The sequence below is a fragment of the Streptomyces sp. NPDC004031 genome, assembly GCF_053604375.1.
The window spans coordinates 1-25037 of the sequence record NZ_JBSGHL010000063.1; the positions used below are offsets into that span (position 1 = coordinate 1).

Sequence of the window (25037 nt, forward strand, 5' to 3'; positions counted from 1 at the left end):
GGCGTCGCCTGGCGCCGCCGGGCACCCGTCGAGGCGATCATGCCGCTGCGGCTGGCCAAGTACGGGGTGCCGCTCGCCGACACCGCCGAGGCCGGGCTCGCCGCGGCGGGCCTCGACCCGCTCGCGGGCCCCGCGCCCAAGGAACTGACCGCCGCGGCCCCCGCGCCCGAGCAGGTGCCGGAGGCCGCGCCGCAGCAGGCCGCCCCCGCGCCTGGCCCTGTCGCTGTCCCTGGCCCCGCCGCCGTCCCCGCCGCCGTCCCTGGCCCCGCCCCCGTCGCCGAGCCGGAGCCGGAGCGCGCCGAGCAGCCCGTGCCGCCGTCGCTGCCGGAGGGCGCGGAGCAGCCGGTGCCGTACGCCGAACCGGCCGGGCACGCGTACGACGCCCGCTTCGACCCGCGCGACGACCCGAGGTTCGATCCCCGGTACGACCCGCGCTACGACCCGCGCCTCGACGCCGGGTACGACCCCCGGTACGACCCGAGATTCGACCCCCGCTACGACCCGCGGTACGCCGAGGTGGCGCCGCAGGGGCAGTACGCGCCGATGGACGTCCCGCCGCAGCCGCAGGCCGGGGGCGAGGTGGAGCAGCCCGGCAGCCCCTGGTTCCACGCCCAGCGGCTGCCGGAGCGCCCGCAGCCCGTCCCGGCACCGGCCCCCGAGCCCGAGCCCGCGGCGGACGGACCGCGTATCCCCACCGCCCCGGGCCGCGACCGCCCGCTCGGCGTCGGCACGGGCCCGAACGGCGCCCCGCTGCCCTTCCCTGGGCCGCGCGAGGAGTACGCCCCGGAGCCCGGCCCCGAGCCGCTGCCGGGACCCGGACCGGAGCCCGGACCGGCGCCCGTCGTCGCGGCCGAGCCCGCCGCGACGTTCGACCTCCCCGAGGGGATCTCCGTCGAGGAGGCCTACTTCGCGGCCTACCGCCAGTACGTGCGCGAGAAGGGCGAGTTCCCGAACGCCCGGCAGTTCTCCCGCTACCTCCCGACGGTGTACGGCGGCACCGCGCCGGAGGAGCGCACCCTCGTCGCGGTCATCCGGGACATGCGCTACCGCTTCCAGTCCGAGTCGGACATCGAGCACATCCCGTAACCCGCTGCGGGGTCCGGCTACGGCCGCGCGAGGACACCGGTCGGCTGGAGCGGCTCGTAACCGCGGGCCAGCAGCTCGGCGGTCACCGCGACCGGGCCCGTCGAGCCGTCGGCGCAGGTGACGGTGAGGGACGTGCGGTACGTGCCGCCCGGCGCCAGGTCGGTGGCGGTCGCCGGGGTCACGACGGCGACGAGCGTGCCGTCCGGGCCCTCGGTCAGGGTCACCGGCGCGCCGTCCGCGGTCACGGTCACGTCGTCCGGGTGCAGGCCGCCGGGCCGGGAGAGCACCAGCCGGGTGCCGACCTCGGTGAAGTACGGGCCGTCCGCCGGGCTCGTGAAGACGACCTCGCCCGCGAGGGAGCAGGCGTCGTCGCCGCACCCGTCACCACCGCCGTGCCCGCCGCCGCCGCGCACCGAGGCCGGGAGCGCGCCGACGCGGGCGGGCGTGCCGCCGACGTTGTACGTGCCGGGGTGGCCGGGGCCGCCCGGCGCGGTGGGCGCGAGGTGGATGTGGCCGGTCGCGGTGCCGTCCACCAGGAAGTCGTAGACGGTGCCGTCCACCGTGAGGTTGTCGACGTAGGTGTCCAGGCTCGCGCTCGCGTCGCCGAGCCGGCCGACGTTGGCGATGACGCCGATCGCGCCGCTGCCCACCCCGCCGCACTCCGCGGCGTAGTCGCTGAACGGGTGGTCGCTGCCCGCCGCGAAGGAGCCCACCGCGCGCGAGGTGCGCCACAGCGCGTCGCCGCCCGCGTCGAAGTGCCGCCAGATGTCGGCGACCGCGCCGGTCCTGCCCTGCGCGTCGGTGGCCAGCTGCGGCTGGAAGCTGAGCGTGGTGAAGGCGCCGCGGCAGAAGCCGGGCAGCTGGAGGTTCGCGCCGAAGGGGATCGCGGAGGGGGTGGAGTCGGCGCTGCCCACGTAGAGGTCGTACGACAGCGGGGACGCGGCGATCCGGCTCCACTGCACCGGAAGGCCGAAGTAGCGGGCGGCCTGCGACTGCTCGGCCTCGGCGGCACCGGTCACGGCCAGGTGCAGGCTGCCGTTGAAGCGGACCGGGTCGGCGAAGGGCGAGACCTCCTGCGTGCCGAACGGCCGCCCGGCGTTCCCCGGGTCGTCCTGCAACCGCAGCCACGGGCCCTGCGGCCCGAGGTCGGCCGCGGTGACGGGTTGGCGTACGGCGTCCGCCGCCCCGGCCGGTGCGGCGCAGACGAGGACGGCGGGGACTGCCGCGACGGCGGCGGCGGTGAGTGACGCGGCGAACCGCGCGGCAAGACGGGACATACGGTCGAGCTCCCATCGGGATCGGGCGCAGCAAGCGCCCCCGATGGATCCCCGCACGCCACCCCTGCCGATGCCCCGCCCCGCCAATCTCACCCTGACGGCCTTGCCCGTCCCACCGGGGAGCCCAGCCCGCCGGGGAGCGGGCGGAGCCCGGCGGGAGCCCAGCCCGCCCGGGAGCCCAGCCCGCGCGGGCCCCGCCCTCCCGGGGTCCGGCGGGTGGCCGGGCTCCCGGGCGGGTGCGGGGGCCGGGTCAGGCCGCGGGCGCGCCCAGCAGGGTGCGGACGCGGTCCTGGCCCACCGCGAGGAGCAGGGTCGGCAGCCGGGGGCCGGTGTCGCGGCCGACGAGCAGTTCGTAGAGCAGGGCGAAGAAGGCCCGCTGTGCGATCTTCAGCTCGGGTGTCGGCTTGGCGTCCGGCTCCAGGCCCGCCTGGACCTTGGGCACGGCGTAGACCAGCGTCGTCAGACCGTCCAGCGACCAGTGCGACGCCAGCCCGTCGAGCAGCAGCTTCAGCGCGCCGCGGCCCGCGTCGTCCAGCGCGGCGAGGCGGCCCTCGTCCGGTTCGGCCCGCACCACCGTGCGCTGCTCGGCGGGCACCTGCGTGGTGATCCAGGCCTCCGCCCGGTCCAGCCGCGGGCGCACCTCGTCCAGCGCCGCGATCGGACGCTCCGGATCCAGCTCGGACAGGATCCGCAGCGTCTGCTGCTCGGCGCCCGCGGTGATGTCGGCGACCGAGGCCAGCGTCCGGTAGGGCAGCGGCCGCGGGGTGCGCGGCAGCTCACCGGCCGCCGTGCCGACCGCGCGGCTGTAGGCGGCGAGGTCGGCGGGCAGCGCGGTGCCGTCCTCGACCTTGCGCGTCAGGGCGTCCCACTCGTCGTACAGCCGCTGGATCTCCTGGTCGAAGGCGATCTTGAAGGACTGGTTGGGGCGGCGGCGCGCGTACAGCCAGCGCAGGATCTGCGGCTCCATGATCTGCAGCGCGTCCCCGGGCGTGGGGACTCCGCCCTTGGAGGAGGACATCTTCGCCATGCCGGAGATGCCCACGAAGGCGTACATCGGCCCGATGGGCTGCTCCCCGCCGAAGATCGGCCCGACGATCTGCCCGCCGACCTGGAAGGACGACCCGGGCGAGGAGTGGTCCACCCCCGACGGTTCAAAGACGACGCCCTCGTACGCCCAGCGCATCGGCCAGTCGACCTTCCAGACCAGCTTGCCGCGGTCGAACTCGCGCAGCAGCACCGTCTCGGTGTGGCCGCACGTGCACGTGTACGTCATCTCGGTCGTCTCGTCGTCGTACGAGGTGACCGTGGTGAAGTCCTTGCCGCACTGGGCGCAGAAGGGCTTGTACGGGTAGTACTCCGCGCCGCTGCCGCTGCCGTCGTCCTCGGCGGCCGCGCCTGAGCCCTCCGCGGCGGCGACCTCCGCCTCGTCGAGCGGCTTCTGCTGCTGCTTGGCGGGCGCCTTCTTCGTCCGGTACTGCGCGAGGATCGCGTCGATCTCCCCGCGGTGCCGCATCGCGTGCAGCACCTGCTCGCGGTAAGCCCCCGAGGTGTACTGCGCGGTCTGGCTGATCGGGTCGTACTCCACGCCCAGCTCGGCCAGCGAGGCGACGATCTGCGCCTTGAAGTGCTCCGCCCAGTTCGGGAACGCGGAGCCCGCGGGCGCGGGCACGGACGTGAGCGGCTTGCCGATGTGCTCGGCCCACGACGCGTCCACGCCCGGCACCCCACCCGGTACCTTGCGATACCGGTCGTAGTCGTCGAACGAGATCAGGTGCCGCACCTGGTGACCGCGGCGGCGGATCTCGTCGGCGACCAGGTGGGGCGTCATGACCTCGCGGAGATTGCCCAGGTGGATCGGGCCGGAGGGGCTGAGCCCGGACGCGACGACGACGGGTTTCCCGGGGGCGCGGCGCTCCGACTCGGCGATGACCTCGTCCGCGAAACGGGAGACCCAGTCGGTCTCGGTGCTGGCAGCCACTGCTCTGTCCTTTCCCCTGCTGGGCGGGCCGCCCCGGAGGCGTCCCGCTCCCTTGATTCTCCCAGACCCGCGAGCCCCGCCGGGCCGCCCTGTGGACAACCGGCCCTCCGCCCCCGCCTCGCCCCCACCCCTGTGGATAACCTGCTCGCCGTCCGCCGCACACGTGGGAAACTAAGGACGGCGGCCCCGCGCGGGCCACCACCCACGATCCCGACACACGAAACGGCACCTTTCATGGCCTCGGTCGCTTCCCTTTCCGCTTCGCTCCAGCAGCGTGTCTCGGCCGCCCTCGCGGCAGCCGTGCCGTCGGCCGCGGGTGCCGACCCGCTGCTGCGACGCAGCGACCGGGCCGACTTCCAGGCCAACGGGGTGCTGGGGCTCGCCAAGCGGCAGAAGACCAACCCGCAGGCGCTCGCCGCCCAGGTGGTCGAGGCGCTGCCCGCACTCGCCGCCGCGCAGCCCGGGGAGGACCCGGTCGCGGCCGTCGAGGTGTCCGGCCCCGGCTTCCTCAACATCACGGTCACCGACGCGGCGATCACCCGCAATGTCGCGGCCCGCGCCGCCGACGAGCGGCTCGGCGTGCCTTTCAAGGAGCACCCCGGCATCACCGTCGTGGACTACGCGCAGCCCAACGTGGCCAAGGAGATGCACGTCGGCCACCTGCGCTCGTCGGTGATCGGCGACGCGATCGTGAAGATCCTGGAGTTCGAGGGCGAGCAGGTCGTCCGCCGGCACCACATCGGCGACTGGGGCACGCAGTTCGGCATGCTCGTGCAGTATCTGATCGAGCACCCGCACGAGCTGGACCACACCGCCGACGAGGCGGACGCGGGCGAGGCCTCGATGTCCCGGCTGGACCGGCTCTACAAGGCGTCGGGCGCGCTGTTCAAGTCCGACGAGGGCTTCAAGGAGCGGGCCAGGCGCCGGGTGGTGGATCTCCAGGCGGGCGATCCGGAGACGGTCGCGCTGTGGCAGCGGTTCGTCGACGAGTCGAAGATCTACTTCGACTCGGTCTACGGCAAGCTCGACATCCAGATCCGTGACGAGGACATCGTCGGCGAGTCCGGCTACAACCACATGCTCGCCGAGACGTGCGAGCTGCTGGAGAAGTCCGGTGTCGCGGTCGAGTCCGACGGCGCGCTGTGCGTCTTCTTCGACGACGTCAAGGGCAAGGACGGCGAGCCGGTCCCGCTCATCGTCCGCAAGTCCGACGGCGGCTTCGGCTACGCGGCCACCGACCTGTCCGCGATCCGGAACCGGACGGGCGAGCTGCACGCCGACACCCTCCTCTACGTCGTGGACGTCCGGCAGTCCCTGCACTTCAAGATGGTCTTCGAGGCCGCCCGCCGGGCCGGCTGGCTGACCGACGAGGTCACCGCCCGGCATCTGCCCTTCGGCACCCTGCTCGGCAAGGACGGCAAGCCGTTCAAGACCCGGGCCGGGGAGAGCGTCAAGCTGGAGGCGCTGCTCGACGAGGCGGTCCAGCGGGCCACCGCGGTCGTACGGGAGAAGGGCGAGAAGATCGGCCTGACCGAGGACGAGATCCTCGCCAACGGCGCGCAGGTCGGCGTCGGCGCGGTCAAGTACGCCGACCTGTCGACCTCGCTCGGCCGCGACTACGTCTTCGACCTGGACCGGATGGTCTCGCTCAACGGTGACACCAGCGTCTACATCCAGTACGCCTACGCGCGGACGCAGTCGATCTTCCGCAAGGCCACCGCGGAGCAGCGGCCCGCCGCCCACCCGGAGCTGCCGCTGGAGCAGGCCGAGCGCGCGCTGGGCCTGCACCTGGACGCCTTCGGCGACACCCTCGCCGAGGTCGCCGAGGTGTACGAGCCGCACCGGCTCGCCGCGTATCTGTACCAGCTCGCGTCGCTGTTCACGACCTTCTACGAGCAGTGCCCGGTGCTGACCGCCGACGGCGGCCCCGCCCAGGTGGAGAACCGCCTGCTGCTGTGCGAGCTGACCGCCCGCACCCTGCGGCAGGGCCTGGCCCTGCTGGGCATCCGCACCCCCGACCGCCTCTGACCCGCCCCGCCGTCCGACCGTCCGGGTGCGGCCCCCGCCGGGCCGCACCCGCCCGCCGTAGGCCGGTCGCCGCTCGGCGGGCGGCCGGGCGGCTCCTGTGGTCCGATGGAAGTGTCAGCGGCGGCACCGAAGGCGGACGGACGGGCACGTGTCAGGCGACGGCGACGGACCCGGCATCGACTACCGGGCGGTCTACAAGGGGCTCCCGGCGGGCATCGCGCTGCTCGACCCGCAGCTGCGCTACGTCGACGTCAACGACGCCTACACGCGCCTGTCCGGCCACACCGCGGCCGACCTGGCCGGGCGCTACATCTTCGACGTCTTCCCCGACAGCCCCGAGCGCGCCGACGAGGCGAACGGCCCGGCGAACCTCGGCGCCTCGCTGCGCCACGTCCTGGCGACCCACGAGCGCGACTCGCTCCCCCTCCAGCGCTACGACGTGGAGCGCACGGACCGCCCCGGCGTCTTCGAGGAACGCTACTGGAGCACGATCAACACCCCCGTCCTCGACGACGACGGCGAGATCGCCCTCATCGTGCACCGCGTCGAAGAGGTCACCGCCTTCATGAAGGCCCGCGACGGCGGCCCGGCCAGCCACAGCAAGCTGGAGGCCGAGCTGTACATGCGGGCCCGCGAGCTGCAGGAACTGAACATGCGGCTGCGCCGCGCGCACGCCCACGAGCGGGAGGTCGCGCTCACCCTCCAGTCCGCGCTGCTGCCTGCCACCCGCCCGGTCGGCCACCGGGCCGCGGTGCGCTACCAGCCGGCGGTCAGCGCGCTCAACGTGTGCGGCGACTGGTACGACATGGCCGACCTGCCCGGCAACCGCACCACGGTGGCGGTGGGGGACGTCGTCGGCCACGGCCTGCGGGCCGCGACGGTGATGGGCCAGCTCAGAAGCGCGCTGAGCGCCGCCGCCCGGGTCACCGAGGGGCCGGCCGCGGCGCTGGACGCGCTGGGCCTGTACGCCGAGTCCGTCGAGGGGGCGGAGTCCACGACCGTGGTCAAGGCGCACGTCGACTGGAGCGGCCGCACCATCACGTACAGCACCGCGGGCCACCCGCCGGCCGCACTGGTGCACCCGGACGGCACGGTGGAATTCCTCGACCGGGCGACCGACCCGCCGATCAGCGCCAGCCCCGAGCCCGAGCCGCGCCCCGAGGCCGTCGTCGGTTTCGAGCCGGGCGCCACGCTCGTCCTCTACACCGACGGGCTCATCGAGCGCCGCGGGGAGGACATCGACGTCGGGCTGGGCCGCCTCGCGACGTCCCTGGCCCGGCACCGCGAGGCCGACCCCGAGCAGGTCGCCGACGCGCTGCTGGACGAGCTGCTCCCGCCGGAGGGCGCCACCGACGACACCGCCCTGGTCGTCCTGCGGCTGTGACGGGCCCCACCGGGTGACGCGCCGGGTGCCCGCCCCCGTACGGGCACCCGGCGCGGGCTCAGCGGACCCGCGGCGCGGACGGCGCCGACGGGGACTTCGGGGACGACGGCGCCGACGGGACCGACGGGGACGCGGGCAGTGACGGCGGCAGCCCGAACCACGGGTAGGTGCTGCCCTCGAAACGGCACAGCGCGGACACCCGCCCGCCGCTGAGCCCGAGCACGATCACGCCGATCCCGTACCGCTCGCCGTCCGCCGCCCGCAGGTAGACCCCGAAGGCCGGCTGGCCGTTGGCGCGGCTCGGCACCAGATCGAAGGCGCGGCCGCCGCCGAACAGCTCGGTGCAGAAGCGGCCCACCGCGTCCACGCCGAGGTACTCGAACGGCACCGGCGGCATGGACATGAAAACGTCGTCGGTGAACAGCGCGACCAGCCCCGCCACGTCCGCGGCCTCGTACGCGCTCACGAAGCGCGCCAGGATCTCCTCCTCGGCGGGCGACCCGGCGGCCGGCGGCGGCTCGTCGCCGGGGTCGGCGGCACGGTGCCGCTGCAGGCCCGCGCGGGCCCGCTTGAGGGCGCTGGTCACCGACTCGACGGTGGTGTCCAGCATCCCGGCGACCTCGCTCGCCCGGAAGCCCAGCACGTCCCGCAGCACGAGCACCGCGAGCTGGCGCGGCGGCAGCAGTTGCAGCGCGGTCACGAAGGCCAGCGAGATCGACTCGGTCTGCTCGTAGCGGGCCTCGGGCCCCAGCGGTACGTCGATCGCGCCCGCGAGCAGCGCGTCCGGGAAGGGCTCCAGCCAGACGGCCTCGCCCATCCGCGAGGGCTCCGGCGGGTTCAGCCCGGGGGCGTTCCACTCCTGGGCGGGCCGCCGGGCCTGCGACCGCAGCGCGTTGAGGCAGCGGTTGGTGGCGATCCGGTAGAGCCAGGTGCGCAGCGAGGCCCGCCCCTGGAAGCCGTCGAGGCCCTGCCAGGCGGCGAGCAGGCTGTCCTGGAGGGCGTCCTCGGCGTCCTGGAGGGAGCCGAGCATGCGGTAGCAGTGCACCAGCAGTTCGCGCCGGTGCGGTTCGGTGAGCGCCCGGAAGGCGTCGCCGTCCCCGCCGCGCGCCCTGGTCAGCAGGTCGGACGCCGCCGCTCTCACCGTCATGTGCCGCTCGCCTTCTTCCCGCCCGCGCCGGGCACCTCCCGCCGCCACCCGTACCGACACCGGCCGGGGCGCGAACTGGGCGGTCCGCGCCGCCCATTGTGGACCCGTTGTCAGACCCCGCCCCTACAGTCGGGACATGGCGACGCTCCCCGACCCGCTCCCGGCTCTCGCGGCCGACCCGACCGGCTCCGCCCTCGGCCTGGCCCTGCCGCCGGGCCGGCTCGTGCACGAGACAGAGGACGGCCCGCGCGCCGAGCCGCTGCTGTGGATATCCGAGCAGGCGGCGGGGCCGCGGTCCTGGGAGGACGCGCTGCCCGCACGGGCGGTGGGACTCCTCCCGGTGCTGCTGAACCTCGACGGATCCCCGCTCGCGGGCTGGGAGCTGTCCCCCGCGACGATGTCCTACCCCGGCGACCACGACGCCGAGGAGGTGCTCGCCGGGTACTGGACGGGCGAGGCGTGGCGGGACGGGGAGGACGACGACGCGGCAGGCGCGGAAGCGCAGGCGGACGGCGAGGAGGCGCACCACGACTGGCCCGGCCTCGCCCCCGCCCTGCCGGCGCAGGCCGACCCGGACGAGCGCGCGGCCGAGATCGCCGGGGAGCTTGCCGCCGCGGTGCCCGCGAACACGCGCGTCGCCCTCGTCCACGCCCGCCGCAGCGCCGACATACCCGCCGCGATCGGCTGGAACGGCCCGCTCAACCACGAGGACGACGTGGCGCGGCTGTGCGCGGTGCTGCGCTCGTGGGAGGAGCGCTTCGGGATACGTGTCGTGGCCCTCGGCTTCGACACCCTCACCGTCTCGGTGGCCGCCCCGCCGCGTACCCCCGAGGAGGCCGCGGCGGTGGCCGCCGAGCACTACGCCTTCTGCCCGGACAACGTCGACCAGGGCTGCGGCTCGCTGGAGGAGTACGCGGCCGGGGAGGTGCTGGGCCGCACGCTGTGGACGTTCTGGTGGGACTGACCCCGCGGGGCCGTAGGCGGCCCTGCCGTCAGAGGTTCTGCGCGACCTCGGTCGCCCAGTACGTGAGGATCATGTTCGCGCCCGCCCGGTGTATCGAGGTCAGCGTCTCGGTGATCGCCCGCTCCCGCTCGATCCAGCCGTTCGCCGCCGCGGCCTCGACCATCGCGTACTCGCCGGACACCTGGTAGGCGGCCACCGGCACGTCCACGGACTCCGCGACCTTCGTCAGCACGTCCAGGTACGGCAGCGCGGGCTTGACCATGACCATGTCGGCGCCCTCGGCGAGGTCCAGCGCCAGCTCGCGCAGCGACTCGCGGACGTTCGCCGGATCCTGCTGGTAGGTCTTGCGGTCGCCCTGGAGCCCGGAGTTCACGGCCTCCCGGAAGGGCCCGAAGAAGGCGGAGGAGTACTTCGCGGTGTACGCCAGGATCGCCACGTCCTGCCGGCCGATCTCGTCCAGCGCCTCGCGGATCACGCCGACCTGGCCGTCCATCATCCCGGACGGCCCGACGACATGGACGCCCGCATCCGCCTGGACCTGCGCCATCTCGACGTAGCGCTCCAGCGTCGCGTCGTTGTCGACCCGGCCCTCGGCGTCCAGGACGCCGCAGTGACCGTGGTCGGTGAACTCGTCCAGGCACAGGTCCGACATGACGACCATCGCGTCGCCGACCTCCGCGACGACGTCGCGGATCGCCTGCTGGAGGATGCCGTCAGGGTCCGTGCCCTGGCTGCCGACCGCGTCCTTCACCTCGGGCACGCCGAAGAGCATGATGCCGCCGACGCCCGCGGCGGCGGCCTCCGCGGCCGCCTTGCGCAGGGTGTCGCGGGTGTGCTGGACGACGCCGGGCATCGAGGAGACCGCCTGCGGCGCGGTGATGCCCTCCCGGACGAAGGCGGGCAGGATGAACTGCGCGGGATCCAGCCGGGTCTCCGCGACCAGGCGGCGCATCGCCGCGGACGTCCGCAAACGCCGGGGCCGCGCCCCGGGAAACTCCCCATACCTAGCCATACGATCCACGGTACGCCCGCGCGCGCCATGCTCTTCCCGACGCGAAGTCGGGGGCTCGCGAGGTACGCAGGCGCTTGCCGCGCCGGGCACCCGTTTTTGGGGGCGCGGGGAACTGCGCGCTCAGCCCACCACCGGCCGGTGGTCCGGTACGGACCGAACTGCCCCTTCGGGCCGGTTGACTATCCGCGCCCCGGTGGGGGCTTGTCGCGCAGTTCCCCGCGCCCCTAAAAAAACCGGGTGCCCCACGCGGCACGCGCACCCCCGAAAAACGGGTCCCCCCACGCCGCACACGCGTCCCCAAAAAACGGGTCCCCCCACGCGGCACACGCGCACCCGAAAACGGGTCACCCACGCCGCCACGCGCGCCCCTGAGAAACGAGGGCCCGGCGCGGCGGGCGCGGCCCGGGGGCGGGTGCCCCGCGAGGCGGGGACGCGGGCTCGGCGGGCGATCCGTGCCCTCTGAGCGGACCGCAGGTCAGACGCGGCGGCGGCGGGCGCCGGGACGGCGTTCGCTGGGCCTCGTGACGGGGTCGCCCGCGAGGACCGCCGCGTCGCGGCGCGCCGCGCCGAAGTCCGCGAGGGCCTGCGCGAGGGCGTGCACGGACGGCTCCGGGGCCATCACGTCGACCCGGAGCCCGTGCTCCTCCGCGGTCTTGGCCGTCGCCGGCCCGATACAGGCGATGACGGTCACGTTGTGCGGCTTCCCGGCGATCCCGACGAGGTTGCGCACCGTCGAGGACGACGTGAACAGGACCGCGTCAAAGCCGCCGCCCTTGATCGCCTCACGGGTGTCCGCCGGCGGCGGCGAGGCGCGCACGGTGCGGTAGGCGGTGACATCGTCGACCTCCCAGCCGAGGTCGACGAGGCCCGCGACGAGCGTCTCGGTCGCGATGTCGGCGCGCGGCAGGAAGACGCGGTCGATCGGGTCGAAGACCGGGTCGTAGGGCGGCCAGTCCTCCAGCAGGCCCGCGGCGGACTGCTCGCCGCTGGGCACCAGGTCGGGCTTGACGCCGAACTCGACGAGCGCCTGGGCGGTCTGCTCGCCGACGGCGGCGACCTTTATGCCGGCGAAGGCACGCGCGTCGAGCCCGTACTCCTCGAACTTCTCGCGGACCGCCTTGACCGCGTTGACGGACGTGAAGGCGATCCACTCGTAGCGGCCGGTGACCAGGCCCTTGACCGCACGTTCCATCTGCTGCGGGGTGCGCGGCGGCTCGACGGCGATGGTGGGCACCTCGTGCGGCACGGCGCCGTACGAGCGCAGCTGGTCGGAGAGCGAGGCGGCCTGCTCCTTGGTGCGCGGTACGAGCACCCGCCAGCCGAACAGCGGCTTGGTCTCGAACCACGACAGGTGCTCGCGCCGCCCGGCGCGCTCGCCGACCACGGCTATGGCCGCGACGGAGTCCTCGGGGGTGGGCAGTGCCTTGGTGGCCTTGAGCTCGGCGGCGATGGTCGCGAGCGTCGCGGTCCAGGTGCGCTGCCGGGTCGTGGTGCCGGCCACGGTCACCGTCAGCGGGGTGTCGGGCTTGCGGCCGGCGCCGATGAGTTCGGCGGCGGTGGCGGCGACGGTCTGGAGCGTGGTGGAGACGACCAGCGTCGCGTCGCTGGCGCCCGACTCGGTCCAGCAGCGCGGCGAGGCGGTCGGGGCGTCCACGAAGCGGACCCCGCCGTCGAGCGGCACTCCGGCGTACGCGGGCACGCCCACCTCGGTGGCGACACCGGGGACGACCTCGAAGGGGATGCCGGCCTGCGCGCACGCGAGCATCTCGGCGGCGGCGCAGGCGTCCAGCCCGGGGTCGCCGGCGACCGCACGGACGACCCGCTTGCCGGTGCGCGCGGACGCCATGACAAGCTGGGCAGCGGCATCGGCGAGGGCGGAGGTGTCCAACACCGCGCTGCCGGCGGCCGGTTCGGCTGCCCCGGCGGTGTCGCCGGACGGCTCGGCGGTGCCGACGTCGGCACGGGCATGGGTGCGGACGACGTCGAGCACGGAGCGGTCGCCGACCAGCAGGTCGGCGAGGGCGAGCGCTTCGACGGCACGCAGGGTCAGCAGCCCGGGGTCACCGGGCCCGGCACCGAGGAAGGTGACGTGACCGTGGGCGGTCCGCCCGGCGGGGCCGGGGCTTGCGGCGTTGCCGGCCGGCAGTGCCGCACCGGCGGTCGTGGTCGTAGCGACGGCGGCGGGGTTCAAAGTGTGCGCTCCCCCATAAGACCGGCCGCGCCCTTCGCGAGCATCTCGGCGGCGAGTTCACGGCCCAGGGCACGTGCCTCGTCGCCGGACGCCGGAACGCGGCCGGTGATGGACATCTGCACCAGTTCGGTGCCGTCGGTGGTCCCGACGACGCCGCGCAGGCGCAGCTCGGTAGTCTGCCCGTCGTCCACAAGGTCGGCCAGCGCTCCCACGGGGGCGCTGCAGCCGGCCTCGAGGGCGGCGAGCAGGGATCGTTCGGCGGTCACGGCGGCCCGGGTGTCCGGGTCGTCGAGTTCGGCGAGCCGTGCGGCCAGCTCCGGGTCCGAAGCGGCGCACTCGACGGCCAGCGCACCCTGTCCGGGAGCGGGCAGTACGGCGTCGGCCGAGATCAGCTCGGTCGCATCGGCGATCCTGCCGATACGGTTCAGCCCGGCGGCGGCCAGCACGACGGCGTCGAGCTTGCCGGAAGTAACGTACCCGATCCTGGTGTCAACGTTGCCACGGATCGGAACGGTCTCGATGTCCTGGCCGTGCGACCGGGCCCACGCGTTGAGCTGCGCCATGCGGCGCGGCGAGCCGGTGCCGATCCGCGCGCCCGGCGGGAGCGTCGCGAAGGTCAGCCCGGAGCGGGCGACCAGCGCGTCGCGCGGGTCCTCGCGTACGGGCACGGCCGCGAGCACCAGGCCCTCGGGCGGTGCGGTGGGCAGGTCCTTCAGGCTGTGCACGGCGAAGTCGATCTCGCCGGACAGCAGCGCGTCGCGCAGCGCGGACACGAAGACGCCGGTGCCGCCGATCTGGGCCAGGCTCTCGCGGGAGACGTCGCCGTAGGTGGTGATCTCGACGAGTTCCACCTCCCGCCCGGTCAGGGCGCGGACCCGGTCGGCGATCATGCCGGACTGGGCCATGGCGAGCTTGCTGCGCCGGGTGCCGAGGCGCAGTGCGCGCCCGGGGGCGCCGGACGGGGGCGCGGGGGTGGTCGCCGGGGTGGCGGGGGGATTCGCGGGGGTGTTCGCGGGGTTAGTCATCGCCGCTCTCGATTCGGTTGGGCACCCGGGCCACCGCGGGCCTGGGGGTCTCGGCCCGGCTGACGGCGGCGACCGCCTGCGGGTCGAGGTCGAAGAGTTCCCGCAGCGCGTCGGCGTACCCGGCACCGCCGGGCTCGCCCGCGAGCTGCTTGACGCGCACGGTCGGCGCGTGCAGGAGCTTGTCCACGACGCGGCGGACGGTCTGGCCGATCTCCGCGCGTTGCTTGTCGTCCAGGTCGGGCAGCCTACCGTCGAGCCGCGCGAGTTCCCCCGCGACGACGTCGGCGGCCATCGCGCGCAGCGCGACCACGGTCGGGGTGATGCGGGCGGCGCGCTGGGCGGCGCCGAAGGCGGCGACCTCCTCGGCGACGATGCCCTGCACGGCCTCCACGTCGGCGGCCATGGGCGCGTCCGCGGAGGCCGCGGCGAGCGACTCGATGTCGACGAGGTGGACGTGGTCCAGGTCGTGCGCCGCCGGATCGACGTCCCGCGGCATCGCCAGGTCGAGTACGGCCAGCGGGCCGGCCGCCGCGAGGTCCTCGGCGGTGAGCACCAGGCCGGTCGAGCCGGTGCACGACACCACGATGTCGGCCTCCGTGAGCGCGGCCGCCAGCTTGGCCATGCCCACCGCGTGCGCCTGCGTGCCCTGCTCGGTGAGCTGGGCGGCGAGCCGTACGGCCCGCTCGGGGGTGCGGTTGGCGATCGTCACACCGGCCACGCCGGAGCGCGCCAGGGTGACCGCGGCCAGCGACGACATCGAGCCGGCGCCGACGACCAGGGCGCGCTTGCCGGTCAGCGGGCCGGTCACGGGGGCGAGCTGGGCCAGGCCGAAGGTGACCAGGGACTGCCCGGCGCGGTCGATACCGGTCTCGGAGTGCGCGCGCTTGCCGACCCGCAGGGCCTGCTGGAAGAGGTCGTTGAGCAGCCGTCCGGCGCTGTGCAGCTCCTGCCCGACGGCGAGCGCGTCCTTGATCTGGCCGAGGATCTGGCCCTCGCCGACGACCATCGAGTCCAGCCCGCACGCCACCGACAGCAGGTGGTGGACGGCACGGTCCTCGTAGTGGACGTACAGGTACGGCGTCAGCTCGTCGAGGCCGACCTCGCTGTGCCGCGCCAGCAGCGTGGACAGTTCGGCGACACCGGCGTGGAACTTGTCGACGTCCGCGTACAGCTCGATGCGGTTGCACGTGGCCAGCGCCATGGCCTCGCTCGCGGGTTCGGCGGCGAGCGTGTCCTGGAGCAGCTTGGCGCGCGCGTCCGCGCTCAGCGCGGCGCGCTCCAGCACGCTCACCGGCGCACTGCGGTGCGACAGTCCGACGACCAGAAGACTCATGCGGGCATCACGGCGGGGACGTCCCCGTCCGGGTCCTGGCGGCCGTTCTCGCCCTCGCCGGCCTTGCGCTGCTCGTGGAAGGCGAGGATCTGCAGCTCTATGGACAGGTCCACCTTGCGCACGTCCACGCCGTCCGGCACGGACAGCACGGTCGGGGCGAAGTTCAGGATGGAGGTCACACCCGCGCCGACCAGCCGGTCGGTGACCTCCTGCGCGGCGCCCGCGGGCGTCGCGATGACGCCGATGGACACCTGGTTGTCGGCGACGATGCTCTCCAGCTCGTCGATGTGCCGCACCGGCAGGCCCGCGACCAGCCGCCCGGCGAGTCCCGCGTCGGCGTCCAGCAGCGCGGCGACGCGGAAGCCGCGCGAGGCGAAGCCGCCGTAGTTGGCGAGCGCGGCGCCGAGGTTGCCGATACCGACGATGACGACCGGCCAGTCCTGGGTGAGTCCCAGTTCCCGGCTGATCTGGTAGACGAGGTACTCGACGTCGTAGCCGACGCCCCTGGTCCCGTACGAGCCGAGGTAGGAGAAGTCCTTGCGCAGCTTGGCCGAGTTGACCCCGGCGGCGGCGGCGAGTTCCTCCGAGGACACGGTGGGCACCGAGCGCTCGGACAGAGCGGTCAGCGCCCGCAGGTACAGCGGAAGCCTGGCGACGGTGGCCTCGGGGATCCCTCGGCTACGGGTCGCCGGTCGGTGTGATCGGCCAGTTGCCACGGTGCTCCTGCGGGTAGAGCTGGGCTGAGAGCGGCCACGGTCGTTGGAGCCGCCCCGTGCGTGCCAGGCTATGTCTTTGTGAACGCGTGCACAAAGATGGTGTCCGTTTTGCCCGGCGGAAGTGATGGGCATCACGCACTCCCATGTCGGACATTGGGCACGTACTGCCCGGCCGAAACGTTGCTGCGCCGCTTCCACAACGCGTCCGCCGTCCGCAGCGGACCACCGGCCTCGGGCCAGCGCACATCCGCTGCCTGCGACAACCGCTCCGCCAGCGCCTCCGCGGCCGAGACCGCGCCGACCGTACCCGTCTCCGCCACGAAGTGGCCGAAAAGCGCCGCCGCGGTCCGGGCGTCCCCCAGCGCGGTGTGGGCATCCTCACCCCCGAGCCCCAGCGCGCGGGCGCACGCCCGCAGCGACAGCCCGTAGGTGTCACCCGTGGAGTACGCGGCGGCCATCCGCATCGTGCACAGCTCCGGCACCGCGGGCAGCACTATCCCGATCCGCGCGTACTCCGCCGCGAGGAACGCCCGGTCGCACCCCACGTTGTGCCCCACCAGCACACGCCCGCGCAGCAGCGCGAGCAGCCGCCCGGCGATCCCGGCGAAGTGCGGGGCCCCGCCGAGGTGGGCGGGCTCGATCCCGTGGATGTGCGTCGGCCCCACGGGCCCCTGCGGATCGACGAGCGTGCTGAACTCCCCTTCCGGGGAGAGGTCGAGCCCGAGCAGCACCACCGCGACCTCGACGACCCGGTGCCGCCGCGACGACGACCCGGTCGCCTCGACATCCACCACCGCGAACCCGCTGGGCGCGGCGCCTTCCACCGAGGGCACTCGGCACACTCCTCATACTTCGCCCCCGGCCGTACAAAACGCCCCCGATCCTACCTGACCTCGCCTTCTGCGTAAGGCGGTGCTTATCAGGGGCGCGGGGAACTGCGCGCTCAGCCCCCACCGGGGGCGCGGGTAGTCACCGGCCGAAAGGGGCAGTTGCTGTCGTTCCCGGACCACCGGCCGGTGGGTGGCTGAGCGCGCAGTTCCCCGCGCCCCTGCGGGGCGCAGCCCCTCCGCAGGAGGGGGGTCAGGAGGTGAGGGCGCGGTGGAGGCGGGCGCGGTCGACGCGCCAGAACGTGTGCTGCTCACCGTCGACCAGCACGACAGGAATCTGCTCCCAGTACCGCGCGTACAGCGCCTCGTCCTGCGTGATGTCCTGCTCCAGGACCACCGCCCCGGTCGCGGCGGCGACCTCCTCCACCACAGCGCGAGCGTCCTCGCACAGATGGCACCCCGGCTTGCCGATCAGCGTCACCGTCCGCGCGGCAGCCGCGCCCGCGCCCTCGCCCTCGTTCGTCGTTCCGCTCATCCGCTCATTGTGACTCCTGGCCGACACAGCCGGTTCACGCCCCGGCATCGTGCGCGAACCGACCTTGTCGCACGGGATCGTTATGCTCGACGACATGGCCGCTCCCCGATGGCTCACCCCCCGCAGACAGTCCGCCACGCAGCGGAGTGTGCAGGCCGGCGAGGCTGCCGCAGAGGCGGCGCTCGCGACGACGCCCCGGCCGGAGGACACCGCGCCGAAGGAGGCGGACAGGACGGAGGAGGTTCCCTTCCCGGTCGCCGGGGATCCGCGGGCCGCCGCGTTCTTCGACCTCGACAACACCGTGATGCAGGGCGCCGCGCTCTTCCACTTCGGCCGCGGGCTGTACAAACGGCATTTCTTCGACACGCAGGATCTGCTGCGGTTCGCGTGGCAGCAGGCGTACTTCCGGATGGCCGGCTCCGAGGACCCCGAGCACATGCAGGACGCGCGGGACAGCGCGCTGTCGATCGTCAAGGGGCACCGCGTCGAGGAGCTGATGGCGATCGGCGAGGAGATCTACGACGAGTACATGGCCGGCAAGATCTGGCCGGGGACGCGCGCCCTCGCGCAGGCGCACCTGGACGCCGGGCAGCGGGTGTGGCTGGTGACGGCCGCGCCGGTGGAGACGGCGACGATCATCGCCCGTCGGCTGGGCCTGACCGGCGCGCTGGGCACGGTCGCGGAGTCGGTGGACGGCGTGTACACCGGGCGGCTGGTCGGCGAGCCGCTGCACGGGCCCGCGAAGGCCGAGGCGGTGCGGGCGCTGGCGATGAGCGAGGATCTGGACCTGTCGGCGTGCGCGGCGTACAGCGACTCGCACAACGACATCCCGATACTGTCGCTCGTCGGACACCCGTACGCGATCAACCCCGACAGCCGGCTGCGCAAGCACGCCCGCGCGGAGGGCTGGCGGCTGCGCGACTACCGCACGGGGCGCAAGGCGGCCCGTATCGGGATCCCGGCGGCGGCCGGTCTGGGCGCGCTCGCGGGCGGTACGGCGGCGGCGGTCGCGATCAGCCGGCGGCACAAGTAGCCGCGCCGGCGGGCGGCCCGGCATCGTACGGCCCCGTCCGGCGGGCGGGTGTACGCCCCGCGCACGGCGCGCACACGGTCACATCACGGCCTCTGCGCGAGCTGTTCACGAACCCAAGTGGTCAACAACAGTCGCCTGTTCGATAATTGGTCGATCGTCAATCCGCACAGGAAATGGCGCAAACGACGATTTGCGCAACTCGGTGTAGCGTCTCCTGTACGAAGCGTTATTCTCCTCAGACGCAATCCGGTACCCACACGTCGCCACGACGGGTGAACGGTCCCGTACTGCACGTGATGGAAGTTCTGCCTCTGGGAGTCCCGTGTACCCACACGACGGGGTTGACACCTCCGGCCTGGCTGCGCTGCGCGCCATGGTGCTCCGGCACCTTGTGCACGCCGTCCCCGCGCACGCCGTGCCCGCCCTCGCCACGTCAGGTCCCACCGTCCCCGGGCCCGCGTACGCGCTGGCCGAAGTCAGCACAGCCGCAGGCAGACGCACCCGCAACAGCTCGGGATCCGCCGGTACCCACGCCGCCGCCCCGGGCGCCCAGCCGCGCCGCCCCGCCGCCGACACCGACTCAGGCCGCATGATGGACCTGGTCGAACGCGCGCAGGACGGCGAGACCGAGGCCTTCGGCCGCCTCTACGACCACTACAGCGACACGGTCTACCGCTACATCTACTACCGGGTCGGCTCCAAGGCGACGGCCGAGGACCTGACCAGCGAGACCTTTCTGCGCGCCCTGCGCCGTATCGGCACCTTCACCTGGCAGGGACGCGACTTCGGCGCGTGGCTGGTCACCATCGCGCGCAATCTGGTCGCCGATCACTTCAAGTCGAGCCGTTTCCGTCTCGAAGTGACCACCGGCGAAATGCTCGACGCGAACGAGGTCGAACGAAGTCCCGAGGATTCGGTCCTGGAGTCGCTGTCCAACGAGGCGCTGCTGACCGCGGTGCGCAAACTCAACCCACAGCAGCAGGAATGCGTGACACTGCGCTTCCTGCAAGGGCTTTCGGTCGCCGAGACGGCCCGGGTCATGGGAAAGAACGAGGGCGCGATCAAGACGCTGCAATACCGCGCCGTCCGCACGCTGGCCAGACTCCTCCCGGATGACGCGAGGTGAGGCCCCGGTGCCACCGCACGATCATCACACCTGCGTAACCCAACTGGCGCGGTGCTCGTTGCTTCCCATGCGGACACCCGCGCACCGCCCCGCACCCCTCGCTTTTCACCCGTTCGGGTGCATGGCCGAGGGGCCGCGCAACCCCCGGGCGGTGCGGGGAGTCGAGTGTGGATGACGAGAGGAGGTGCCGCGCGTGATCGGACAGGCAACGGCACACCGCCGGGCGAACGCCTTCGCCCAGGCGCTTGAGGACCGCGAGGCCCTTGAAGAGCGCGAAGGCGCCGCGGCAGCCCAGGACGGCACCGCGGCAGGCCGTCGGCCCGGTACGTCCGGCGCCGCCCACGGCAGCCACGCGGCGGCCCGGCACGCCGACCCCGACCAGAACACCCTGCTGGCCCTCGCCACGGCGCTGGCCGAGCAGCCGCGGCCCACGCTCGACCCCGAGCGCAAGACCGTGCAGCGCGCCCAGCTCATCGCCGCCATGGAGCAGGCCCTCGCCGACGGCAGCTTCCCGGTCACCGCCCGGGTGCCCGAGCAGCGCGACGGCGGCCGGAGCGGCAGGAGCGGGCTGCGCCGGCTCACCCCCGGCAGCAAGCTGTCCCGGCGGCTCGCGGTCGGCGGGCTCACCGTCAGCGTCGCCGCGGGCGCCTTCGGCGGGGTCGCCGCGGCCAGCACCAGCGCGCTGCCCGGCGACACGCTCTACCCGCTCAAGCGCGGCATGGAAGACCTCAAGCTCGACATGGCCAGCGGCGACGCCTCGCGCGGCAAGATCTACCTCGACATGGCCTCCACCCGGCTCCAGGAGGCCCGCCGCCTCATGGACCGCGGGCGGGGCGGGCAGCTCGACGACGAGTCGGTGGCCGAGGTGCGCAAGGCCCTGTCGGGCATGCACCAGGAGGCCACCGAGGGCCACAAGCTGCTCAGCCAGGCCTACCAGCACGACGGCGACCTCCAGCCGATCGAGACGCTCAACAACTTCACGGAGGCCCACCGCCAGGGCTGGACGGAGCTGCGCGGCAAGCTGCCCAGCCAGCTCACCGACGTCTCCGACCAGGTCTCCTCGGTCTTCGACGCCATAGACCAGGAGGTCGCGCCGCTCCAGGGGCTGCTGCCCCAGCCGAAGAAGCGGGAGTCGCACGGCTCCGGCTCCGGCGGTACGGGCGGCGGTTCGACCGGCAGCGCGTCCGCCCCGCCCTCGGCGTCGTCCAGCGCGGCGCCCGGCGCGGACGGTACGCCCGGGGCCACCCCGTCGCCGTCCGCGACGACGCCCGCCCAGGGCCTCATCGGCGGCACGAACCCGCTGGGGCCGCTCCCGGGCCTCACCGCCCCGGCCACCCCGACGTCCCCGCCGTCCACGGACCACTCCGTGACCCTGCCCCCGCTCCTCCCGGGCCTGCTGCCCGGCCTGGGCCTGGGCGCGTCGGAGGACGACGAGTAGCGCCCCGCAGGGGCGCGTGGGGCACCTCCCACGCGCCCCTGACGGTTGCCCCGCGCGGGGCGCCCGGCCTCAGAAGAACACGGACCGGCGCTGCACGAGCAGCTCGTACAAGGTGTGCTGAATCGTTTCGCGTACCTGGTCCGTCAGGTTGAACACGAGCATCGGGTCCTCCGCCGCCTCCGCCGGGTAGCCGTCCGTGGGGATCGGCTCGCCGAACTGGATGACCCACTTCGTGGGCAGCGGCACGACACCCGCGGGCCCGAGCCACGGGAACGTCGGGGTCAGCGGGAAGTAGGGCAGACCCAGCAGCCGGGCAACGGTCTTCGCGTTGCCGAGCATCGGGTACGTCTCCTCCGCGCCCACCACCGAGCACGGCACGATCGGCACCCCCGTCTTGAGGGCGGTCGCGACGAACCCGCCGCGTCCGAAGCGCTGGAGCTTGTAGCGGTCGGCGAAGGGTTTGCCGATGCCCTTGAAGCCCTCCGGCATGACCCCGACGACCTCGCCCCGCTCCAGCAGGATCTCCGCGTCCTCCGCGCAGGCCAGCGTGTGGCCGGCCTTCCGGGCCAGCTCGTTGACCAGCGGAAGCATGAAGACCAGGTCGGCGGCGAGCAGCCGCAGATGCCGTTTGGCCGGGTGGTGGTCGTGCACGGCGACCTGGGTCATGAGGGCGTCCAGCGGCAGCGTGCCGGAGTGGTTGGAGACGACGAGCGCGCCGCCCTCGGCGGGGATGTTCTCGATGCCGCGGACCTCGACGCGGAAGTACGACTCGTACAGCGGTCGCAGCACCGACATCAGGACCTGGTCGGTCAGCTCGGCGTCGTACCCGAACTCGTCGACCTCGTAGTCGCCCGTCACCCGGCGGCGCAGGAAGGCCAGGCCGGAGGCGACCTTGCGGTCCCAGTCGTCGCCCAGCAGCCGTCCGGCCACCGCGCCGAACAGCCCGCCGCCCGGAGCCGCGGGCGGCTCCTGCGCGGCCTCCGGGCCGGTACGCCCGCCCGCGGCCTGCGCGGGGATGCCCGGTGCGCCCTCGCCGCCCGCGGCGGAACCCGCCTCCCGGCGGGCGGCGGCGCGGCGGCCGCGCGCGCCCTCGTCGAACGGGATCACCTTCGCGTCGCCCACGGCCCCTGCTCCTTCCGCCGAACCTGAAGCACCCCTCGGCGCGCTCTCGCTCATCGCGTGTTCCCCGTCCCGCCCGGGACCGCCGCCGCGAGCCGGTCCACGCCTGCGGCCAGCAGCTGCGGGGGCAGCAGCCCGGGGCCGTGGGCGCGGGCGAAGTCGTGGAAGGCCTCGGCGGTGGTGTAGGTCGGGGTGAAGCCGAGCGTCTCGCGCATCTCGCGGGTGTCGACGACCCGCCCGTGCGTGAGCAGCCGGATCTGCTCGGGCGAGAAGTCGGTGACCGACACGGTGCGCAGCAGCTGCCCGATCCATGTGACGGCGGGCAGCAGCACCGGCACGGTGGGCTTGCCGAGCCGCCGTGCGGTCTGCGACAGCAGCAGCACCCCGTCCCCGGCGATGTTGAACGTGCCGCTGTTGAGCGTGCCGCGGCGGGCCTCGCGGGAGGCCAGCATGAGGACATCGACGACGTCGTCCTCGTGCACGAACTGCAGCCGCGGGTCGTAGCCGAAGACGGTCGGCAGCACCGGCAGCTTGAAGAACTCCGCGAGCGGGGTGTCGGCGGTCGGCCCGAGGATGTTCGCGAAGCGCAGCACCGCGACCGCGACGTCCGGGCGGCGCCGCGCGAAACCGCGGACGTAGCCCTCGACCTCGACGGCGTCCTTCGCGAAGCCGCCGCTGGGCAGCGACTTGACGGGGGTCGTCTCGCGGAAGACCGCGGGGTCGCGCGGCGCGGAACCGTAGACGCTCGTGGTCGACTTCACCACCAGGCGCCGTACCGTGGGCGCCTTCTGGCACGCGCCGAGCAGCTGCATCGTGCCGATGACGTTGGTCTCCTTGACCTGCGTGCGGCCGCCGGAGCCCAGCGGGGTGCCGGTCACGTCCAGGTGCACGACGGTGTCGACGCCGTGCTGGGCCAGCACCCTGGCGATCATCGGCTGCCGGATGTCGGCCCGGACGAACTCGGCGCCGCCGAGGTCGTGCTCGGGCGGCACCGCGTCGACGGCGACGACCCGGGCCACCGCCGGATCGCGCTGGATACGGCGGACGAAGCGCCCGCCCAGCTGCCGCGCCGCGCCGGTGACCAGCACCACGCCGCCGCCCACTCTGCCCTCGCTCACGCTCAGCGCCTCCTCAGGGGAACACTCGCACCGTATCCCCTGCGCCCGGACGCCGCCCGCCCCGACACAGACCCGTCACAGCCGCGACCCGGGCCCGTTCCCCGGCGCCGTCCGGTCCCGGACAGCGCACTGCCCTCCCCCGCCGCCCGGAGGCGGTGGAGGAGGGCAGGAAGCGGGACGGCGGCCGCAGGGCCGGAAGGTCGCCCGCGCTCATCCCCGCCGTGGGCGGGGACGGCTGCTACTTCTTGTTGCGGCGCTGGACACGCGTCCGCTTGAGCAGCTTGCGGTGCTTCTTCTTGGCCATACGCTTGCGCCGCTTCTTGATGACTGAGCCCACGACTACCCTCGCTTCGGTTTCACTCGGTGCGGGGCGTCCGAGCCCACACGACCTTCGTCGGCCTAGCCTACCCGCCCCGAGCGGAGGGGCATAAACGAGGCCCGATCCAAGCCGTCATCTGCCCGCCGGGGCGTTCTCAGGCAGATTCCACCCCCACGTACGACTCCCGGAGGTACTCGTGGACGGCCTGCTCCGGAACCCGGAACGAGCGACCCACGCGAATCGCCGGCAGATGACCGCTGTGCACCAGGCGGTACACCGTCATCTTCGAGACCCGCATCACCGCCGCAACTTCGGCGACGGTGAGAAAGACGACCTCGTTCAGAGGGCGCGTTTCAGTAGTAGCCATGTCACACCTGAACCTTCCGCACACGCCGGGCACCGGCTTCCCCTCCGGCGACTCAAAGCGGCATGTGCGCTCCCCACCAGATTAGGGGCGCATGAGGTATGTGGGGAAGAGGAGTTGCCTATGGATGACTACTGTGACAGCCAGGCCCGTTTGAGCACGTAGCGCGTCAATGGCCGGTAGTAATCGGACCTTACGGCGTCGTCCACCGGCACCGCCACCGATACGCTGCCCTCCGCCTCGGCGACGAAAACGGCGGGGTCGTCGCAGTCCGCCAGCCCGATGGCTTCAACCCCCAACTGACCTGCGCCGCACACGAATCCGTGATCTCCGACCACGAGTCCGGGCAGCATTCCGCCGTCTTCGGCGGCGGCCGCGAGCGCCGCTCTGACCGGCAGCGGCGAGTGGGTGTGCGCACCCGGCTCGACCGGCGCACCGTCACCCTCCGTGGCCACGGGACGGACGACGGCGACCCCTCCGACGTAGCGCAGGAGGTGACGGCGTACGCCGAACTGCGTGCGCATGTCCACTCCCGGACCATACGCAGGGGTGAGGACGACACATCCCGCCGCCGAGAGAGCGGCCGCCAGAGATGCGTAGAAACCGAGGAGACGGTGTGGATGTCCTGTGCCCAGAAGGATCGGAATACGGTCACGGGCCGCCCGTGCGAGGCGCTCCGCGAACGCGTCCAGCGCCGCGACCGTGCAGTCCGGGTCGATCGCCTCCTGACCCGAGGTGTGCGCGGGATCCGCCGACACCCCGCACCGGTCGGCCATCAGCCGCAGCAACTCCGGTACGTCCCACTCCCCTTGCGGGTCAAGGCCCAGCGTCAGCCGCGGATCCCGGGCGGCGAACAGCCGGTAGCTCGCCAGGCTCTTCTCGCGCGGCGTCCCGACCTTGCCGGCCAGGCCCGTCGCCTCCAGATGCGCGCGCAGCGCGCCCACACTCACCACGCCATGATCGTCCCGGCCCGTCCGCGGGGCGGCACCCCGAACCGGCCGAATTCACCCGCCGGAA

Annotated in this window: 21 protein-coding genes and 1 pseudogene; 7 read left to right on the top strand and 15 right to left on the bottom strand. The window is 73.6% G+C overall.

The window, feature by feature from the left end:
• Positions 1 to 1086: pseudogene (locus ACWERV_RS30250) on the top strand (hypothetical protein); the annotation flags it as partial.
• 17 nt (positions 1087 to 1103) lie between these two features.
• Here the strand turns inward: ACWERV_RS30250 and ACWERV_RS30255 are convergent.
• Together ACWERV_RS30255 and lysS are read right to left on the bottom strand one after the other, a co-directional pair.
• Entirely contained in the window at positions 1104 to 2363 is a 1260-nt protein-coding gene (locus ACWERV_RS30255; protein ID WP_452939087.1) for a hypothetical protein, read from the bottom strand.
• Positions 2364 to 2613: 250 nt separating this feature from the next.
• The gene (lysS, locus tag ACWERV_RS30260) at positions 2614 to 4341 is read right to left on the bottom strand and encodes a lysine--tRNA ligase (protein WP_452939088.1); all 1728 of its coding nucleotides are present in this window, start codon (positions 4339 to 4341) and stop codon (positions 2614 to 2616) included.
• A 234-nt stretch (positions 4342 to 4575) separates the two neighbouring features.
• On the opposite strand from lysS, the gene argS reads away from it, so the two are divergent.
• Complete coding sequence (gene argS / locus ACWERV_RS30265) at positions 4576 to 6369, top strand: arginine--tRNA ligase (protein WP_452939091.1); 1794 nt, start codon at positions 4576 to 4578, stop codon at positions 6367 to 6369.
• Between the two features lie 148 nt (positions 6370 to 6517).
• The gene (locus ACWERV_RS30270) at positions 6518 to 7753 is read left to right on the top strand and encodes a PP2C family protein-serine/threonine phosphatase (protein ID WP_452939094.1); all 1236 of its coding nucleotides are present in this window, start codon (positions 6518 to 6520) and stop codon (positions 7751 to 7753) included.
• 58 nt (positions 7754 to 7811) lie between these two features.
• Here the strand turns inward: ACWERV_RS30270 and ACWERV_RS30275 are convergent, their stop codons facing one another.
• On the bottom strand, positions 7812 to 8900 hold the full coding sequence (locus ACWERV_RS30275; RefSeq protein ID WP_452939097.1) for a sigma-70 family RNA polymerase sigma factor: 1089 nt from the start codon (positions 8898 to 8900) through the stop codon (positions 7812 to 7814).
• A 136-nt stretch (positions 8901 to 9036) separates the two neighbouring features.
• Between ACWERV_RS30275 and ACWERV_RS30280 the strand changes: the two genes are divergently transcribed.
• A complete protein-coding gene (locus tag ACWERV_RS30280; protein WP_452939100.1) occupies positions 9037 to 9864 on the top strand; it encodes a DUF4253 domain-containing protein in 828 nt (275 codons plus the stop codon).
• 28 nt (positions 9865 to 9892) lie between these two features.
• Here ACWERV_RS30280 and hemB read toward each other — a convergent pair whose 3' ends face one another.
• The 7 genes from hemB to ACWERV_RS30315 all read right to left on the bottom strand — a co-directional run bounded on the left by hemB (position 9893) and on the right by ACWERV_RS30315 (position 17503).
• Positions 9893 to 10876, bottom strand: a complete 984-nt coding sequence (hemB, locus tag ACWERV_RS30285) for a porphobilinogen synthase (protein ID WP_452939103.1) — start codon at positions 10874 to 10876, stop codon at positions 9893 to 9895.
• A 475-nt stretch (positions 10877 to 11351) separates the two neighbouring features.
• On the bottom strand, positions 11352 to 13022 hold the full coding sequence (locus tag ACWERV_RS30290) for a bifunctional uroporphyrinogen-III C-methyltransferase/uroporphyrinogen-III synthase (RefSeq protein WP_398192833.1): 1671 nt from the start codon (positions 13020 to 13022) through the stop codon (positions 11352 to 11354).
• Between the two features lie 41 nt (positions 13023 to 13063).
• Positions 13064 to 14092, bottom strand: a complete 1029-nt coding sequence (gene hemC / locus ACWERV_RS30295) for a hydroxymethylbilane synthase (RefSeq protein ID WP_452939105.1) — start codon at positions 14090 to 14092, stop codon at positions 13064 to 13066.
• On the bottom strand, positions 14085 to 15425 hold the full coding sequence (locus ACWERV_RS30300; RefSeq protein WP_452939107.1) for a glutamyl-tRNA reductase: 1341 nt from the start codon (positions 15423 to 15425) through the stop codon (positions 14085 to 14087). The genes hemC and ACWERV_RS30300 overlap by 8 nt, the downstream gene beginning before the upstream one ends.
• A complete protein-coding gene (locus tag ACWERV_RS30305; RefSeq protein ID WP_398192819.1) occupies positions 15422 to 16141 on the bottom strand; it encodes a redox-sensing transcriptional repressor Rex in 720 nt (239 codons plus the stop codon). Before ACWERV_RS30305 ends, ACWERV_RS30300 begins: the two co-directional genes overlap by 4 nt.
• 131 nt (positions 16142 to 16272) lie before the next feature.
• Positions 16273 to 16974, bottom strand: coding sequence for a 3'-5' exonuclease (locus ACWERV_RS30310; protein ID WP_452939109.1), 702 nt, complete (start codon positions 16972 to 16974; stop codon positions 16273 to 16275).
• Between the two features lie 247 nt (positions 16975 to 17221).
• Positions 17222 to 17503, bottom strand: a complete 282-nt coding sequence (locus ACWERV_RS30315; protein ID WP_398192821.1) for a glutaredoxin family protein — start codon at positions 17501 to 17503, stop codon at positions 17222 to 17224.
• Positions 17504 to 17597: 94 nt separating this feature from the next.
• On the opposite strand from ACWERV_RS30315, the gene ACWERV_RS30320 reads away from it, so the two are divergent.
• From ACWERV_RS30320 to ACWERV_RS30330, 3 genes are all read left to right on the top strand, one after another.
• Positions 17598 to 18536, top strand: coding sequence for an HAD family hydrolase (locus ACWERV_RS30320; RefSeq protein ID WP_452939111.1), 939 nt, complete (start codon positions 17598 to 17600; stop codon positions 18534 to 18536).
• A 322-nt stretch (positions 18537 to 18858) separates the two neighbouring features.
• Positions 18859 to 19662 (top strand): ECF subfamily RNA polymerase sigma factor, BldN family, encoded by an 804-nt coding sequence (locus ACWERV_RS30325; RefSeq protein ID WP_398192823.1) that lies wholly within the window; start codon positions 18859 to 18861, stop codon positions 19660 to 19662.
• A 193-nt stretch (positions 19663 to 19855) separates the two neighbouring features.
• Positions 19856 to 21100 carry a DUF5667 domain-containing protein gene (locus tag ACWERV_RS30330; RefSeq protein WP_452939113.1) on the top strand — a complete coding sequence of 415 codons (1245 nt, stop codon included), beginning with the start codon at positions 19856 to 19858 and terminating at the stop codon, positions 21098 to 21100.
• 69 nt (positions 21101 to 21169) lie between these two features.
• On the opposite strand, the gene ACWERV_RS30335 is transcribed toward ACWERV_RS30330, so the two are convergent.
• From ACWERV_RS30335 to ACWERV_RS30355, 5 genes are all read right to left on the bottom strand, one after another.
• Entirely contained in the window at positions 21170 to 22222 is a 1053-nt protein-coding gene (locus tag ACWERV_RS30335; protein ID WP_452939114.1) for a lysophospholipid acyltransferase family protein, read from the bottom strand.
• 50 nt (positions 22223 to 22272) lie between these two features.
• Complete coding sequence (locus tag ACWERV_RS30340) at positions 22273 to 23337, bottom strand: NAD-dependent epimerase/dehydratase family protein (RefSeq protein ID WP_452939117.1); 1065 nt, start codon at positions 23335 to 23337, stop codon at positions 22273 to 22275.
• 238 nt (positions 23338 to 23575) lie between these two features.
• The gene (locus ACWERV_RS30345) at positions 23576 to 23674 is read right to left on the bottom strand and encodes a 30S ribosomal protein bS22 (RefSeq protein WP_003948845.1); all 99 of its coding nucleotides are present in this window, start codon (positions 23672 to 23674) and stop codon (positions 23576 to 23578) included.
• Between the two features lie 136 nt (positions 23675 to 23810).
• Positions 23811 to 24023 (bottom strand): helix-turn-helix domain-containing protein, encoded by a 213-nt coding sequence (locus ACWERV_RS30350; protein ID WP_031524045.1) that lies wholly within the window; start codon positions 24021 to 24023, stop codon positions 23811 to 23813.
• 128 nt (positions 24024 to 24151) lie between these two features.
• Positions 24152 to 24973, bottom strand: coding sequence for a phosphatase (locus ACWERV_RS30355; protein ID WP_398192827.1), 822 nt, complete (start codon positions 24971 to 24973; stop codon positions 24152 to 24154).
• Positions 24974 to 25037 lie beyond the last annotated feature (64 nt).

Bases quoted from the DNA above. Each gene is read 5' to 3' on its own strand.
- ACWERV_RS30275 (WP_452939097.1), bottom strand. From the start codon at position 8,900: ATGACGGTGAGAGCGGCGGCGTCCGACCTGCTGACCAGGGCGCGCGGC.
- ACWERV_RS30315 (WP_398192821.1), bottom strand. From the start codon at position 17,503: ATGAGCGGAACGACGAACGAGGGCGAGGGCGCGGGCGCGGCTGCCGCG.
- ACWERV_RS30255 (WP_452939087.1), bottom strand. From the start codon at position 2,363: ATGTCCCGTCTTGCCGCGCGGTTCGCCGCGTCACTCACCGCCGCCGCC.
- ACWERV_RS30280 (WP_452939100.1), top strand. From the start codon at position 9,037: ATGGCGACGCTCCCCGACCCGCTCCCGGCTCTCGCGGCCGACCCGACC.
- ACWERV_RS30320 (WP_452939111.1), top strand. From the start codon at position 17,598: ATGGCCGCTCCCCGATGGCTCACCCCCCGCAGACAGTCCGCCACGCAG.
- argS (WP_452939091.1), top strand. From the start codon at position 4,576: ATGGCCTCGGTCGCTTCCCTTTCCGCTTCGCTCCAGCAGCGTGTCTCG.
- ACWERV_RS30300 (WP_452939107.1), bottom strand. From the start codon at position 15,425: ATGAGTCTTCTGGTCGTCGGACTGTCGCACCGCAGTGCGCCGGTGAGC.
- hemC (WP_452939105.1), bottom strand. From the start codon at position 14,092: ATGACTAACCCCGCGAACACCCCCGCGAATCCCCCCGCCACCCCGGCG.
- ACWERV_RS30350 (WP_031524045.1), bottom strand. From the start codon at position 24,023: ATGGCTACTACTGAAACGCGCCCTCTGAACGAGGTCGTCTTTCTCACC.
- hemB (WP_452939103.1), bottom strand. From the start codon at position 10,876: ATGGCTAGGTATGGGGAGTTTCCCGGGGCGCGGCCCCGGCGTTTGCGG.